This is a genomic window from Acidovorax sp. GW821-FHT11A03 (assembly GCF_058809075.1).
Genome location: NZ_JBXASG010000002.1, coordinates 451473 through 466664 on the forward strand (window position 1 = coordinate 451473; position 15192 = coordinate 466664).

Consider the following 15192-nt stretch of genomic DNA (forward strand, 5'->3'; position numbering starts at 1 on the left):
TGCGCTCTCGCCGTCTCCGGCATCAGGAACCGGGCATCAACCAGGTCTTGAGAGCCAGCTTGAAAGGCAGGTCGAAGCGCCCGTAGTGGTCAAGGCCCGTGGGCGCCGCGCAACTGGACGATCCGCCGTAGAGCTGGCCGACCAGGTACCGCCTGGAGCCGATGGTGAAGAACAGGCCGGAGCCGCTGCTGCCGCCCTCTGTCGTGCCCTCCGTCCATCCCACCGCGTAGAACTTTCCGTCCTGCTGCGTTTCGGGGAAGCACCGTTCGCCGCTGCAATAGCTGAACTGGGCCACCGAGCCAGCGCTCGTCTTTTGCAGGTCGCCACGGGGATGGTGGATGCCTACCACGGCGGCGGAGGTGTTCACGGACCCGACGTACGAACCCGCATACACAACGCCCTGCGGCGGCGCGCTGTTCAGGCGCATGAAGGACGTGTCAGTCTGCGAGTCGGCAAACAGCAGCTCTGCGCCGCCCCTGACCTTTTGCGTACCGGGATTTGCGATAGCGTTGTTGCAGGCCGACGAGCGGTAGAACCAGTCGGTGGTGAGGGACGATGCGACCGTCTGGGTGGAAATGCAGTGGTGCGCCGACAGGAAGTGCGGCTTCTTGCTCGACGGGGCGTCGTTGAGCAAGGTGCCCGTGCACAGGAAACTGCCGCCCTCGACGACAAACACCATGCGCGCCACCGATCGGCTTTCGGCGCTGAGTTCGGGCTTGCAAGATACGTCGATGTTGCAGGTGCCGGATTCACCCACCTTGGCAAAGCTTGCGGCCGTGGCCTGGTCGGGCGACACGAAGAAGTGCGAGAGCATGGGCACCGCGATGTCCAGTTCCTGCTCCAGCCGCGCGGCCACGGGAACCTCCAGCTCCAGCGTGGTCTCGGCCCCGCCAAAATCCGGACTCCAATAGGTGCGTGCCGCATCGCCGGTGTCGCCGGCATCCAGGTTGCGCTGGATGCTGCGCAGCACTTCGGCACCCGAAACCTGCAACGAATCGCCGCCGGCCTGGGCGTAAAAACGCAGCACCGTGCCAGCGGGCAGTTGGCGCACCACCAGCCCCAGCCGGACGCCGAGGGCGCCCTCTGCTGTGAAACTGATGGCGGCCCGCTGCAGGCCCGCACCTACCGGCTGCCAATTGAGCTGGCCCATCAGGTCGCGCGCCTTGGCGGTGGCTGCCACCGGGCGGGCCACACCAATCTGCTGGGGATCACCCTTGGTGAGCCCCGCGGGTTGCATGGCCTTCTTCACGAGGGCCTGGGTGTCGCCTTCCAGCGGGCCGAGGCGGATGGACGTCGCCTGCACGGCGGTGCCGCTACGCACTGCCACCTTGGCTCCGGCGCTGCTGGCGGATTTGGGAAGCCCCGTGTCGAGCGGCTCGATACGGTCGGTGCTCACCGGCGTTGGCGTGACGGGAACGGTGGGGGTGGTAGGCTGTTCCGGGCCGGCCGGGGTGGTCGGCACCGGGGGCGCTGCAGGTGAATCCCCCCCGCCGCCGCCACCACAAGCCGCCATGGCCAGCGCGACCAGCAGTCCGGCAAATTTGAACGAAGCGCGATACGTCATCTCGGTTATCCCTCCGGTTGAACCCGTTACTTGGCCAGCGCCTTCAGCGCCAGCTTGATCCCGTCACTTACCCCTACGTCCGACGGCAGCGCCTTGAGCGCCGCCGCGGCTTCCTTGTCGTTGTACCCTAACGCCAGCAATGCCTGGAGGATATCCGCCTGCGCGTCGCTGGTGGCGCCACCGTGCACGGCCCCCATGTCGGCCCCCAGCTTGCCCTTGAGCTCCAGCAGCAGCCGCTCGGCCGTCTTCTTGCCGATGCCCGGCACCTTGACCAGGCGGCCCGCTTCCTGCAGCGTGATGGCCTGCGCCAGGTCGGCCACACCCATGCCGGACAGGATGGACAGCGCGGTGCGCGGCCCCACGCCCGAAATCTTGATCAACTCGCGAAATGCCTGGCGCTCCGGCGCCGTGGCGAAGCCATACAGCAGCTGCGCGTCCTCGCGCACAATGAACTGGGTGAGCAGGCTCACCCGCTCGCCCACGGCGGGCAGGTTGTAGAACGTGCTCATGGGCACATTCACCTCATAGCCCACGCCGTGGCAGTCCAGCAGCACCTCGGGGGGATTCTTCTCCAGCAGGGTGCCGGTCAATTTGCCTATCATTGATGTCCTTTGACGCCGCTGGCATGACACCCTGCGCCGTCGTTCTTGCTGTTTTTCCGTTGCCTGACTGGAATTATCCGCGTGATCCTGCGCCACACCTTCACCCCCCACAACAACACCCGGCTCACGCACCTGTGCGGGCCGGCCGACGCGCACCTGCGCACCATCGAAGTGGCCCTGCAGGTGAGCATTGCGCACCGCCATGAGCAGTTCAAGGTCGATGGCCCCAAGGCCAGGGCGACGCAGGCCATGGAACTGCTGCAGGCCCTGTACGAAATGGCGGAACGCCCCATCACCGAGGACTACCTGCAGCTCATGCTGGCGGGTGATACCGCTCTGGTGGAGGCGCCCGAGGGCGCCATCGTGCTCAACACCCGCCGGGCCGACCTGCGCGGCCGTACGCCCACGCAGAACCTGTACCTTGAAAACATCGCCAGCCACGACATCACCTTCGGCATCGGCCCCGCGGGCACCGGCAAGACCTACCTGGCCGTGGCCTGCGCCGTGGATGCGCTGGAGCGCAGCGCCGTGCAGCGCATCGTGCTCACCCGCCCGGCGGTCGAGGCCGGCGAACGCCTGGGCTTCCTGCCCGGCGACCTGGCGCAGAAGGTGGACCCCTACCTGCGCCCGCTGTACGACGCGCTGTACGAACTGATGGGCTACGACAAGGTGCAAAAGGCCTTCGAGCGCAACGCACTCGAAATCGCGCCGCTGGCCTTCATGCGGGGCCGCACGCTGAACAATGCCTTCGTGATCCTGGACGAGGCACAGAACACCACGCCCGAGCAGATGAAGATGTTCCTCACCCGCATCGGCTTTGGAGCCAAGGCCGTGGTGACGGGCGACGTGAGCCAGATCGACCTGCCCAAGGGCGCGATGAGCGGCCTGATCGACGCCGAGCGCGTGCTCAAGCGGGTGAAGGGCATTTCCGTCACCCGCTTCACCTCCGCCGACGTGGTGCGCCACCCGCTGGTTGCGCGCATCGTGGATGCATACGACGCGCCACGCCGTGCGGCGCCCGCTGCGCGCCGCTGAGCATTTACTCCTGTTTTTATAGCTATCCGCGCTTTCCAATCAAGCGCCTGAGGCCCCAATGCCCTTGAACCACCTCTCCCTGTCGCTGCAATTCGGTGCATTTGACGGCGCGGCGGCACACCGCGCCGTGCTGCCGCGCCACAAGGTCACGCGCTGGATCCGCCACGCGCTGGCCATCAACGCCGAGATCACCGTGCGCATCGTGGGTGAGGACGAGGGCCGCCAGCTCAACCACGCGTACCGCAAGAAGGACTACGCCACCAACGTGCTCACCTTCGACTACACGCAGGAACCCGTGGTGACTGCCGACCTGGTGCTGTGCGCCCCCGTGATCGAGCGCGAGGCCAAAGAGCAGAACAAGAGCCTGGAAGAGCACTACGCCCACATGCTGGTGCACGGCACGCTGCATGCGCAGGGGTGGGACCACGAGACCAGCGAAGAAGATGCGCAGGAGATGGAAGCGTATGAGACGGACATCCTGCGCGAACTGGGGTTTGAAGACCCGTACGCGGCCAGCCCCTAGGCGCGCCCGCGGTGGTGCCCGGCCCGCTTCTCACGCCCTGAACCGAGCACATCGGAAACAAAAAGTATCTTCTGATTTCTTTACCAGATGGTATAAAAGTTTTCTACTTTCAGGGAACCAAGAATGATGCACTTGCCAGGCGAGGGAGCACAGCGCGCGCTGTTGCGAACCATTCAATTCACCGCGACGGGCGTTCTTGTTGTTTTGGCGATCAGCGCCTGTGGGGGAGGCGGGGGTGGCGGCAGCGCATCCCTGGACAAGGCAGCCCCCCCTTCGGGCTTCTCGGTCGGTTACGACGCCAAGGGTTATCTTTTCAATTGGGCCGCCAGCGCAGGCGCCACGCACTACGAACTCTTCGAGGACCCTGATGGCGCTGGCCCGCTGCCTGAGGCGCCGGTGGGCAGTGCAATCACCAGTACCAGCCGCGCCCACAGCCTGGCCGCGCAGCTGCTGCACGAGCGCGTGAATGCCAGCTACCGGCTGCGCGCCTGCGACGCCAGCGGATGCGGCGCACTCACCAATGCCTTGGTACCGGATCTGACCCGGGCCATCGGGTACTTCCGGGCCAGCGCGCCCGCCCCCCGACTGCCCGGTCACCTCGGAAACCATGGCTTCGGCGACGGTGTGGCGCTGTCGGCGGATGGTTCCACCCTGGCAATCGGTGCGCCCGGGGACAGCAGCGCGTCGCATGGCATCAATGGCGATCAATCACCGTCCGTCGAATCCATAGGCAGCGGTGCGATCTACGTGTACGCCAGAGCCAATGACCGGTGGAACCAGCAAGCCTATGTCAAGGCCAGCAACCACGGCGGTGGTTTTGGAGCCACCGTGGCCCTGTCGGCGGATGGCAACACGCTGGTCGCAGGCGCGCCGGCCGAATCCAGCAACGCGTCGGGGGTCAATGGCAATCAGGCCGACACATCCGTATTTGGTGCGGGGGCCGTATATGTGTTCACGCGCACAGCGGACACCTGGGCACAACAGGCCTATATCAAATCCGTGCTGGAGGTCTTGCAACCCAGTACCTATTTTGGGTCGGCCCTGGCAATCTCCGCAGATGGCAAGACTTTGGCCGTGGGGTCGCCCGGCGAAACCAACGGTCTCCATACACCCAGTCAGGTCAACTTTGGGGGGGCGGTCCATGTCTACGCGCGCAACAACGACACGTGGACCGTCCATAGCCGGGTCACTTCCAGCGAAGCCGAAGATGATGACCGTTTTGGCTCCCAATTGGCCGTCTCGGGAGATGGGCAGACGCTGGCCGTCGGCGTCCCCCACAGAAAAGGCTTCCTGGTTCCAGATGCCCTCCACCCGAGTGGGCGGTATGTGAGCAGCATGGGGGCGGCCTATGTCCTGACCCGCAATGGTGCCACCTGGACTCAGCAAGCAGCGTTGAAACCCCCGGTCATCGAATCCACGGCTTTCGGCACCGCGCTCGCACTGTCCACCGACGGAAACACGTTGGCGGTGGGCGCTCCCGGATATACCGACGCCGTCACGCCGCGCCCGGTTCCCGCACCGGAGGCCGCGGCTCCGGGAACCGTGTACACCTTCAGCCGGCAGGCCGGCCAATGGAGCCAGCAGGCGCTCCTGCAAGCCACCGTCTCCGAAAAGCTGGAGGGCTTTGGCCGCACGCTCGCGATGTCGGCGGACGGACGCACGCTGGCCGTGGGCGCCCCTGCGGAAATGAGCAAGGCGGTCGGCATCCAGGGCGACCCGACAGACAACTCGGCCAGGCTTGCGGGCGCTGCCTATGTCTTCACGCAAAACGGCAGTGCCTGGAGCCAGCGCGCGTACCTCAAGCCCAGCAACACGGCCAGCTACATCGACTTCGGCAGGGCCATGGCGTTATCGGCCGATGGCAATACGCTTGCAGCGGCTTCCCGCTCGGAAGCCACCAGCGCAACAGACCCCAACACCGTTCAATCGGGAGCCGGAGGAGCGGTGTACCTGTATTGAAGGCGCGGGCGCTTCCAACGCCGAACCGCGATGGGGGCGCCACCGGGCAACACCACGAAGTGCCTGCGGCATGCCAGGACCACCCCTTCCCTTGCAGACGACCGATTCACAGCAGCGAGGCAATACGACATGACGTCAATTTCCACTCCGCGGCAGAAACGCCCTGCCGCGCCCTGCCCGGGAAACAAGCACCACATGCCAAGCCCCATGCCCTGGTCCACCCGCCGGCTCGGCGCCTGGGTGCTGGCAGCACCGCTGGCGCTGGCACTGACGGCCTGCGGCGGCGGCTCCGACTCTTCCGGTCCCATGCCCTCCGGTCCGGGGGCCCCTGCGGGCTTCACCGTGGACTATGACGCCAAGGCCTACAACTTCAGCTGGAGCGCCAGCGCCACCGCCACACGGTACGAACTGTTCGAGGACCCAGACGGTGCAGCCGGCCCCCTGCCCGAAGCGCAGATCGGCGGCGCGCTCAGCAGCAGCACCTATGCCCACAGCCTGGCATCGCAGCTGCTGCACGAGCGGGTGAATGCCAGCTACCGCCTGCGCGCCTGCAATACCAGCGGCTGCGGTGCCTTCACAGCCGCACTGGTGCCCGACCTGACGAAGGCCATTGGCCAGATCCAGCCCCGCCACACCGGCCTGTCGGCCCAATGGGGTGCCAGCGTGGCCCTCTCCGCCGACGGCAGCACCCTGGCGGTGGGGGCGCCGGGTGATGACAGCGGCGCCACCGGCATCGATGGGGACCCCACGAACTCCGCCGCCTCCGGTTCCGGTGCCGTGGTGGTGTTCGTGCGCGGCAGCGGTGGCGGCTGGAGCCAGCAGGCCTACGTCAAGGCCAGCAATACCGCGCTCGGCATGGCATTTGGCTACAGCGTGGCGCTCTCGGCCGACGGGAATACGCTGGCCGTGGGATCCGTCTGGGAACGTGGTGGCGCCACGGGCATCAATGGCGACCAGACGGACACCTCCAAACCGGGCAGCCCGGGAGCAGCGTATGTCTTCACCCGCAGCAGCAGCCAATGGACTCAGCAGGCCTATGTGAAACCGAGCAATACCGGCGTGGCCCAGTCGTTTGGCTCGAGTGTTGCGCTGGCGGCCGACGGCAACACCCTGGCCGTGGGCGCGGTCGGCGAGTCGAGCAACGCCACCGGCATCCAGGGAGATCAGACCAATTCCACGATGCCAACCGCCGGTGCCGTTTACGTGTTCAGCCGTTTTGGAAGCACCTGGAACCAACAGGCGTATGTCAAGGCCAGCAACACCGAGCCGACGCCTGAATACGTGACGTCCCCGCCCTTGTTCACCCCTGTCATCGCCAACGCACAGCAATTCGGCACCAGCCTGGCCCTCTCGGCCGACGGAAACACGCTGGCAGTGGGAGCACCGGGCGAGCGCAGCGCGGCAATGGGTGTCAATGGCAACCAGTCCGACCGGTCCGCGAACAAGGCGGGGGCCGTGTACCTCTTCACCCGCAGCAGCAACAGCCTCTGGAGCCAGCTGGCCTATGTCAAGGCCAGCAACACCAACGCCAACGACTTCTTCGGCCATCGCCTCGCCCTTTCGGGGGACGGGGCCACGCTGGCCGTGGGCGCGCTGGGCGAAGCCAGCAAGGCCACGGGCATCCAGGGGGCGCAGGGCGACAACCCCGCACCAGGCGCCGGGGCGACCTATGTGTACACGCGTGGCAGCGGTGGCTGGGACCAGCAGGCCTATATCAAGGCCAGCAACACCGACGCCGGGGATGTGTTCGGCAATGCGCTGGCGCTGTCGTTTGACGGCGGCACGCTGGCCGTGGGAGCCCCCCAGGAGGCCAGCAACGCCACCGGCATCAATGGCAACCAGGCCGACAACACCGCCTGGCAGGCAGGCGCCGCGTATGTCTACCGCCGCGATGGCGTCACCTGGAGCCAGCGCGCCTACGTGAAGCCTGTGGGCACCAGGATGTCGCTGGCCTTCGGCCGGACCCTGGCCTTGTCGGCCGACGGGCACACGCTGGCCATCGGTGCGGACAACCAGTTCGACGGCGCACTCTACCTGTACTGACCGCCCGGAAAGGAAGCCAGCGATGCTCTGGCCTCCCCGGCGCCAGCGCCCCTTGTTGCTGGCAGCGCTCCTGGTGCTGACTTTGGCCGCCTGCGGCGATGGCTCCGGCAGCGCCGAAACCTCCGGCCCTGCTGCCCCTGCGGGCTTCACCGTGGGCTACGGCGTCAAGGCCTATCACTTCAGCTGGAACGCCAGCGCCAACGCCACACGCTACGAACTGTTCGAGGCCCCCGATGGCGCGGCGGGGCCGATGCCCGAAATGCATATTGGCAGCGCACTCTGCGGCACCTCGTATATCCACAGCCTGGCTCCACAGATGCTGCATGAACGCGTGAACGCCAGCTACCGCCTGCGCGCGTGCGACGCGAGCGGCTGCGGCGCCTTGACGGCAGCATGGGTGCCCGACCTGACCAAGGCCATTGGCTATTTCAAGGCCAGCAACAGCGGCGACCACGACGGATACGGCGCAAGCGTTGCGCTCTCGGCCGATGGCAGCATCCTCGCGGTGGGAGCCCCCGGAGAATCCAGCAACGCGGCCGGCATCAACGGCGACCAGTCCGACAATTCGGTGGAAGGCGCAGGCGCGGTCTACGTATTCGCCCGCTCGGCCAGCGGCTGGAGCCAGCAGGCCTACGTCAAGGCCAGCAATCCCCGCGTCGCCCCCCTCGAAACGGGCTATCCGCCGAGCCTCGGCTGGGCGCTGTTCGGTGCCAGCCTCTCCCTGTCGGCCGATGGCAGTACATTGGCTGTGGGCGCCCCGGGAGAAGCGAGCAATGCGCGCGGCCTCCATGGCGACCAGAACAACTTCGACGCTCCGGGCGCGGGGGCGGTGTATGTGTTTCAGCGCCGCGGCGGTGTCTGGAGCCAGCAGGCCTACATCAAGGCCGGCACCAGCGCGGAAGGCCATTTTGGAGCCAGCGTTGCTTTGGCAGGGGATGGACGGACGATGGCCGTGGGCGGCTGGAAGGATGTGCACGTGTTCACGGGAGACCGTGGGGGCGGGAACCAGCAAGCCCATCTCGAAGGCAGCAAGATGCCACCACCTGCCGGAACGGAGTATCGCATCGGCTTCTTCGGCACCAGCACGGCCATTGCGGCCGACGGCAACACCCTGGCCGTCAACGCTTTGTTTGAGCCATTCCGCCTCGGAGAAACGGGCGTGTACCCCACCGCTTTCGTATTCGTCCGCAGCAATAGGGCATGGTCCCAACGGGCCCAGCTGGAAGTCGCAAAACAAACGGACTTCTGGGTCAGCGCCACCCTGGCACTGTCGTTCGACGGCCAGACGCTGGCCATGGGCGCCGCCGGCGAAGACAGCCAGGCCGCCGACATTCAGGGTGACCCGTCGGACAACAGCAGCGCCGCCAGCGCGACCAGTGCGTACAAGCCCTATGCCAGCTACGGGGCTGTGTATCTGTATTGATTGACTGATTGGCCCTGTGCGCAAAACACCTGCGCCTTCCGGTGGCCCAATCGGCCACACCGCAGCCCGTAGGATCGAACACTGGAGTGACCCATGTTCGAAACCGCCCTGCTGCTCACCGCCGCCTTCGTCGCCGGCGCCCTCAACGCCGTCGCCGGAGGCGGCAGCTTCCTGACCCTTCCCGCCCTGGTCTTCACCGGCGTGCCGCCCGTGGTGGCCAATGCCACGGGCACGGTCGCGCTGCTGCCCGGCTACATGGCTGGGGCGTGGGGGTTTCGGGAGGACACCGCCCCACCGCCGGGGCTCTCCATGCGGCTGCTAGTGGTGTTGTCGCTCATCGGCGGCGCGGCGGGTGCGGCGCTGCTGCTGGTCACGCCCGACGCCACCTTCCGCCGCGTGGTGCCCTGGCTGCTGCTGGCGGCCACGGCGCTGTTTGCATTCGGGCCTCAGCTGCGCCGGATGCTGGCGGGCGGCAAACCCTCCACCGCCAAGGCCACGGTGGGCGTGCTGGCGGTGGCCGCCTATGGCGGCTACTTCAACGGCGGGCTGGGCATCCTTCTGCTGGCGCTGTTCGGCCTGCTCGGGCAGACGAACCTGAACGCCATGAACGGCCTCAAGAACTGGGTGTCGGCCCTGCTCACAGCCATTGCCGTGCTCATCTATGCGGCGGGTGGCGTGGTGCTGTGGCCGCAGGCGCTGATGATGATGGTGGCCGCCACCGCTGGCGGGTACGGCGGTGCACGCGTAGCGCGCAAGCTGCCTGCCAACGTGCTGCGCTGGGGCATTGTGGCTACCGGGCTGGTCATGGCCGCTCTGTTCTTCTGGCGGCAGTGAGCGGCAATCCCCTGCCGTCCTCATCGGCGCCTCCATCCTTGCCCGCGGGCAGCGGCCGGCCATCACCGCGTGCGCTGTGGGCCATGCTGCTTGCGCTGCTCAGCGGGTTTGCACTGAGCCAGGCCTTTCGCACCACCACGGCCATGGTGGCCCAGGGACTGACGGCGGACTTCGGGCTCTCGCCAGGGTCGCTGGGCGCGTTTGCGGGGCTGTTTGGCCTTTCCTTCGGCGTGGCCCAGTTGCTGATGGGCGTGGGGCTGGACCTGTACGGCCTGCGGCGCACGGTACTCACGGCGTTTCCGCTGGCGGTTGCGGGGTCGGCGCTCTCGGCCACCGCGCCGGCCTACCCCTGGCTGATGGCAGGGCAATTGCTGATCGGCGTGGGCTGCTCGCCCGCGTTTCTGGCCTGCACGCTGTTCATTGCGCGGCATTTTCCGGCAGAGCGGTTTGCCTACCTGTCGGGCGTGGCGATGGGTGTGGGTGGCCTGGGCCTGCTGTTCACCGGCACGCCGCTGGCCTGGTTGGTGCAACACGGCGGCGGCTGGCGCACGGGTTATGCCGTGTTGGCGGTGCTCAGCGCGCTGTCGTGGCTGCTGATCTGGCTGCGCGTGCACGAGCCCACCCCGCTGGTGCAGCCCCCGGCACAGCGCGAAACCTGGGGCCAGGCGCTGCTGGGCTTTGGCCAGTTGCTCACGGTGCCGCACACCTGGGGCATCCTGCTGCTGGGCATGTCGGGCTACGCCGCGTTTCTGTCATTGCGCGGCCTGTGGCTGGCACCGCTGCTGATGGACCGCTACCACCTCTCGCTGGTAGACAGTGGCAACGTTGCGCTGGGTCTCTCGCTGATTGCCCTCTTCGCACCGGGTCTGGGCGGTCGGCTGGACCCGGGCATCGCCCGCCGCAGACGCTGGATCGGCAATGCCTCGCTGCTCATGGCGAGCCTGTTCATCGTGCTGGCATTCCTGCACGGGAACGCTTGGGCCAGCGTGGTGCTGATTTTGCTGATGGGCCTGCTGTCGGGCTACGGCGTGCTGCAGTACGCCGATGTGCGGGCCTCCTATCCGCCCACGCTCACAGGCCGGGCACTGTCGGCCTACACCATGGCAATGTTCCTGGGGGTGGCGCTGATGCAGTGGTTCACGGGCATCGTCGCCACCTGGGCGCAGCGCCACGGGTGGGATGCCTACACGGCCGTCATGCTGGCCATTGCCACCTGGCTGGCGCTGGCGTCGGCAGGGTTCCGGGTGCTGCCGGTGTCGCCCTTGGTTTCCCTCGAAAACAAGAAGAAAACAAGGCCATAGCGCTTATCCACCAAGCGCTGAATGCTATCTTTTTTTGACTACCAAGCCGCTCTAGGAGGTATCCGCAGCGGGATGGTCACCGGGCCGTCATTGATGAGATGCACCTGCATATCGGCGGCAAACTGGCCCGTGGCCACCTCGGGGTGCACCTTGCGCGCCTGGGCAACCACATAGTCGTACAGCCGCCGCCCCTCATCGGGTGCAGCCGCCTGGGTGAAGCTGGGGCGGTTGCCGCCGGTGGTGTCTGCCGCCAGGGTGAACTGGCTGACCAGCAGCAGGCCGCCACCGGTGTCCTGCACGCTCTGGTTCATCTTGCCTGCGGCGTCCGAAAAAATGCGCAGCTTGAGGATCTTGGCCAGCAGCTTGTCGGCCTCCATCTCCGTGTCACCGCGTTCAGCACACACCAGCACCAGCAGGCCTGCGCCGATGGCGCCCACGGTCTGCCCGTCCACATCTACGCGCGCTTCGCGCACACGTTGCAATACGCTGATCACTTCACGGCATCCTTCAAATCGTCACGGGGGTCGTCGAAATGCGCTTCCACGTCGGAGGGCAGCAGCTCGATGGTGGCGCGCAGGCCGGGCACGGCGGCCATCAGCGCGCGCTCGACCTGGCCGCGCAGCTCGGCGGCGTGGCGCAGGGTCCAGTGGGCGGGCATGTGCAGGTGCATGTCCACAAACCGGCGCTGGCCCGCGCGGCGGGTGGAGACATGGTCGAACCGCACGGCGCCGGGCGCCTGCGATTGCACGAACTGCTGCAAGGTGGCGTCGATGGTGGCTTGCACCTCGGGTTCCACCGCCGAATCCATGAGGCCCTGGGACGAGCGCCAGACCAGCTCCAGCCCCTCTTTCAGGATGTTCAGCGCCACCACGATCGCCGCCAGCGCATCCAGCCACAGCCAGCCGGTCAGGGCCGCGCCGGCGATGCCCACCAGCACGCCGGCGGAGGTCCACACATCGGTGACAAGGTGGCGGGCATCGGCCTCCAGCGCGATGGAGCGGTGCTCGCGCGCCGAACGGAACATGAGCCAGGCCAGCAGGCCATTGAGCGCCGAGCTGAGCACCGAAAGGCCCAGGCCCCAGCCGACCTGCTCCAGGGGCTGGGGCGCCACCAGGCGGTGGCCTGCCGCCCACAGGATGCCCACGGACACGCCCACGATCAGGATGCCCTCGAAACCCGACGAGAAGTATTCGGCCTTGTGGTGGCCATAGGGATGGTCGTCGTCGGCCGGGCGCTGCGCCACGGTCACCATCGCCAGCGCGAACATCGCGCTGGCCAGGTTGACGAACGACTCCATCGCATCCGACAGCAGCCCGACCGACCCCGTCACCAGCCAGGCCAGGGTCTTGAGCAGGATGGTGACCACGGCCACCGCCACGGAAGCCCACAGCAGGTTGCGGGGCGAGAACCAGCGATGGACCACGGGGGCAGTTGCAGGCATGAGAGAGGCATCCAGACGCGACAGGGGAAACGGAAACCGGCGAGCGCAGCCGATTACACCAGAGCCAGAGAGGCTGCGCCGCGCAGCCACCGCCAGGGCCCCATGCCAGAATCGGCGCATGACCAGGGCATGGCGCCGCCGTTTCGCGCGGGTTCATTTCACCGGCCTGCTGCTGTGGGCCGTGGTGGCCTGCGCGGGCGCGGGCTGGCTGGTTCACGCGCGCCTGCAGCAACTGCGGGAGGCCTTCGAGACCGATGCCCGCATCGTGCACCGGCTCCTGAGCCAGCGCGTGGTGCAGCACGACGCGGTGATGGCCACCCTGGCCCTGCTGCAGCCTCCGGAGCCAGGCGCCACCCCGGATGCCGCGCGCGCCACCGAAGAGGCCACGGCAGCGTCCCCGCTGCCGCGCCTGCCTTCGGTCTACCCGCAGATCCTTTCCGTGCTGCAGCGGCCTGCGGGGGGCGCATGGCCCACCGCGCTGCAGCCGGCCCTGGCGGCCGCCGAGGCCGCATCGCGCCAGTCAGGCCATGCCGAAATGGCACTGCCCGACCTGCCTGCGGGCCGCTACCACCTGGTGCTGGCCAGCACCCCCGCAAGCTATGCGCTGCAGATCGACCTGCGCATGACCATCCCCCGGGACGAATGGCCGATGGCCATGGACAGTAGCCCGGTGCGCGTCACGCTCGCCCAGGGCGGCACGGCCTTCGTCGTGCAGCCGGGCCGCACGGAACCGGGCCGCTGGGGCCTGGGCTGGTCGTATGGTTTTCACAAGCTGCTCGCGGCGCCGAGCCAGCCCCTGGATGTGGTGGCGCAGCGCCATGTGGGCCTGCGCGAGCTTCCCTGGCTGGGCACGCTGGGCTGGTGCGTGCTGACCGCCGCGCTGTGGGCGACGGGCCGGGCGCTGTGGCGCCAGCGCATTGCGCGCCAGCGGGCGGAAGAGCTGCTGCGGCTCGGCCAGGTCGCCCGCCTGAACACCCTGGGCGAGCTGGCCGCGGGCATGGCCCACGAGCTGAACCAGCCGCTCACGGCGCTGCTGTCCAGCACCCAGGCCGCGCAGCGGCTGCTGGCGGACGACCCGCCGGATCTGGAGACGGCCCAGACGGCCATGGCGCGCGCGGTGGAGCAGGCCCGGCGTGCCTCCACGGTGGTGGGCCGCCTGCGCCGCCTGGTGGAGCGACCCGACCTGTCGGCGCAGGCCCAGCCGCTGCACCTGGCCACGGCGCTGCAGGATGTGCTGCACCTGCTGGAGCCCGAGCTGGCGCAGCGCGCCATCGCGGCCGAGGTGATGGTGGCGCCCGACCTGGCGCCCGTGCTGGCCGAGCCCGTGGCCTTGCAGCAGATCATCCACAACCTGCTGATGAACGCCATGCAGGCCATGGAGCAGGTTCCCCCCGCCGAACGCCGGCTCACGCTGCGGCTGTCGGCGCGGGATGGCACGCGGATCGCCCTGTCGGTTCGCGACCACGGCCCCGGCGTGCCGCCCGAGGCCCGCGAGCATCTGTTCGAGCCCTTCTACACCACGCGCTCGGGCGGCCTGGGGCTGGGCCTGACACTGTGCGAAAGCCTTGCCCAGGCCATGGGCGCCAGCCTGGAACTGGCCCCTGCGGCGCCAGGCAACGCCGCCGCCCAACGCGGCGCCGAGTTCGTGCTGGTGCTGCCCGCGGCGCCTGGCACCCCTGCCGCCGCGCCACCCTCTCCGCAGCCATGAGCGACAGCGCCACGTCCCTTTCCCCCCTCATTCACCTGGTGGACGACGACGCCGCCGTGCGCGACAGCCTGGGCCTGCTCATCAGCACCGTCGGGCTGCGCGTGCAGACCTGGGCCGACCCGCATGCCTTCATGGCCGGGTTTGACCGGGCCAGCATCGGCGCCATCGTGCTGGATGTGCGCATGCCCGGCATCAGCGGCCTCGCGGTGCTGGAGCAGCTGCTGGCGCAGGGCGTGGACCAGCCGGTGGTCCTGCTCACCGGCCACGGCACGGTGGAGATGTGCCGCCGCGCCTTCAAGACAGGCGCGGCGGAGTTCCTGGAAAAACCGGTGGATGACGAGGTGCTGATCGAAGCCCTGCAGAACGCCGTGCGCCAGCATGTGCGTTCGCGCGAACGCCACCAGGCCGACCAGCAGGCCCGCGAGCGCTACGCCCAGCTCTCGGGCCGCGAGCGCGAGGTGCTGGGCCTCATCGTCGAGGGCCTGACCAACAAGGAAATCGGCCGGGTGCTGGCACTCTCGCCCCGCACGGTGGAAACCCACCGCGCCAACCTGTTCGCAAAGCTCGGGGCCGAGTCGCTGGCGCAACTGATCCGGCGCTACGCAGCCCTGGTGCAATAGCCAGCCCGCGGGCTGCGGATGCGGCCTTCATCCCGCCCACCGCCTGGCGGGCACTGCGTAGTTCTACGGAGGCTCTGGCGTAGGCGTACGAATGGCCGGAATCCACGCCGTTTCCTACAGTTCTCCCACGGCGCCACAA

Annotated in this window: 13 protein-coding genes; 9 read left to right on the forward strand and 4 right to left on the reverse strand. The window is 67.9% G+C overall.

The window, feature by feature from the left end:
* Positions 1-22: 22 nt before the first annotated feature.
* Positions 23-1564 carry a trypsin-like peptidase domain-containing protein gene (locus AC1RVY_RS05845; protein ID WP_492805730.1) on the reverse strand — a complete coding sequence of 514 codons (1542 nt, stop codon included), beginning with the start codon at positions 1562-1564 and terminating at the stop codon, positions 23-25.
* Positions 1565-1590: 26 nt separating this feature from the next.
* Positions 1591-2166: a Holliday junction branch migration protein RuvA gene (gene ruvA, locus AC1RVY_RS05850; protein WP_492805732.1), complete on the reverse strand. Its 576-nt coding sequence runs from the start codon at positions 2164-2166 to the stop codon at positions 1591-1593.
* 81 nt (positions 2167-2247) lie between these two features.
* Between ruvA and AC1RVY_RS05855 the strand changes: the two genes are divergently transcribed.
* From AC1RVY_RS05855 to AC1RVY_RS05885, 7 genes are all read left to right on the forward strand, one after another.
* Positions 2248-3201: a PhoH family protein gene (locus AC1RVY_RS05855; RefSeq protein ID WP_218293107.1), complete on the forward strand. Its 954-nt coding sequence runs from the start codon at positions 2248-2250 to the stop codon at positions 3199-3201.
* A gap of 58 nt (positions 3202-3259) precedes the next feature.
* The gene (ybeY, locus tag AC1RVY_RS05860; protein WP_492805734.1) at positions 3260-3724 is read left to right on the forward strand and encodes an rRNA maturation RNase YbeY; all 465 of its coding nucleotides are present in this window, start codon (positions 3260-3262) and stop codon (positions 3722-3724) included.
* 123 nt (positions 3725-3847) lie between these two features.
* Positions 3848-5683, forward strand: a complete 1836-nt coding sequence (locus AC1RVY_RS05865; RefSeq protein ID WP_492805736.1) for a WD40 repeat domain-containing protein — start codon at positions 3848-3850, stop codon at positions 5681-5683.
* A gap of 207 nt (positions 5684-5890) precedes the next feature.
* Positions 5891-7726, forward strand: a complete 1836-nt coding sequence (locus AC1RVY_RS05870) for an FG-GAP repeat protein (RefSeq protein ID WP_492805737.1) — start codon at positions 5891-5893, stop codon at positions 7724-7726.
* A 22-nt stretch (positions 7727-7748) separates the two neighbouring features.
* Positions 7749-9149 (forward strand): WD40 repeat domain-containing protein, encoded by a 1401-nt coding sequence (locus AC1RVY_RS05875; protein ID WP_492805739.1) that lies wholly within the window; start codon positions 7749-7751, stop codon positions 9147-9149.
* A 93-nt stretch (positions 9150-9242) separates the two neighbouring features.
* Positions 9243-9983: a sulfite exporter TauE/SafE family protein gene (locus tag AC1RVY_RS05880; RefSeq protein ID WP_369641312.1), complete on the forward strand. Its 741-nt coding sequence runs from the start codon at positions 9243-9245 to the stop codon at positions 9981-9983.
* An 83-nt stretch (positions 9984-10066) separates the two neighbouring features.
* Positions 10067-11284 carry an MFS transporter gene (locus AC1RVY_RS05885; RefSeq protein ID WP_492805741.1) on the forward strand — a complete coding sequence of 406 codons (1218 nt, stop codon included), beginning with the start codon at positions 10067-10069 and terminating at the stop codon, positions 11282-11284.
* A gap of 38 nt (positions 11285-11322) precedes the next feature.
* On the opposite strand, the gene dtd is transcribed toward AC1RVY_RS05885, so the two are convergent.
* Complete coding sequence (dtd, locus tag AC1RVY_RS05890) at positions 11323-11778, reverse strand: D-aminoacyl-tRNA deacylase (RefSeq protein ID WP_492805743.1); 456 nt, start codon at positions 11776-11778, stop codon at positions 11323-11325.
* Positions 11775-12725 carry a cation diffusion facilitator family transporter gene (locus AC1RVY_RS05895; protein WP_492805744.1) on the reverse strand — a complete coding sequence of 317 codons (951 nt, stop codon included), beginning with the start codon at positions 12723-12725 and terminating at the stop codon, positions 11775-11777. Before AC1RVY_RS05895 ends, dtd begins: the two co-directional genes overlap by 4 nt.
* 118 nt (positions 12726-12843) lie before the next feature.
* Between AC1RVY_RS05895 and AC1RVY_RS05900 the strand changes: the two genes are divergently transcribed.
* Entirely contained in the window at positions 12844-14433 is a 1590-nt protein-coding gene (locus tag AC1RVY_RS05900; RefSeq protein ID WP_492805745.1) for an ATP-binding protein, read from the forward strand.
* Positions 14430-15053, forward strand: a complete 624-nt coding sequence (locus AC1RVY_RS05905; RefSeq protein WP_218340564.1) for a response regulator transcription factor — start codon at positions 14430-14432, stop codon at positions 15051-15053. The genes AC1RVY_RS05900 and AC1RVY_RS05905 overlap by 4 nt, the downstream gene beginning before the upstream one ends.
* The last annotated feature ends 139 nt before the right edge of the window (positions 15054-15192 follow it).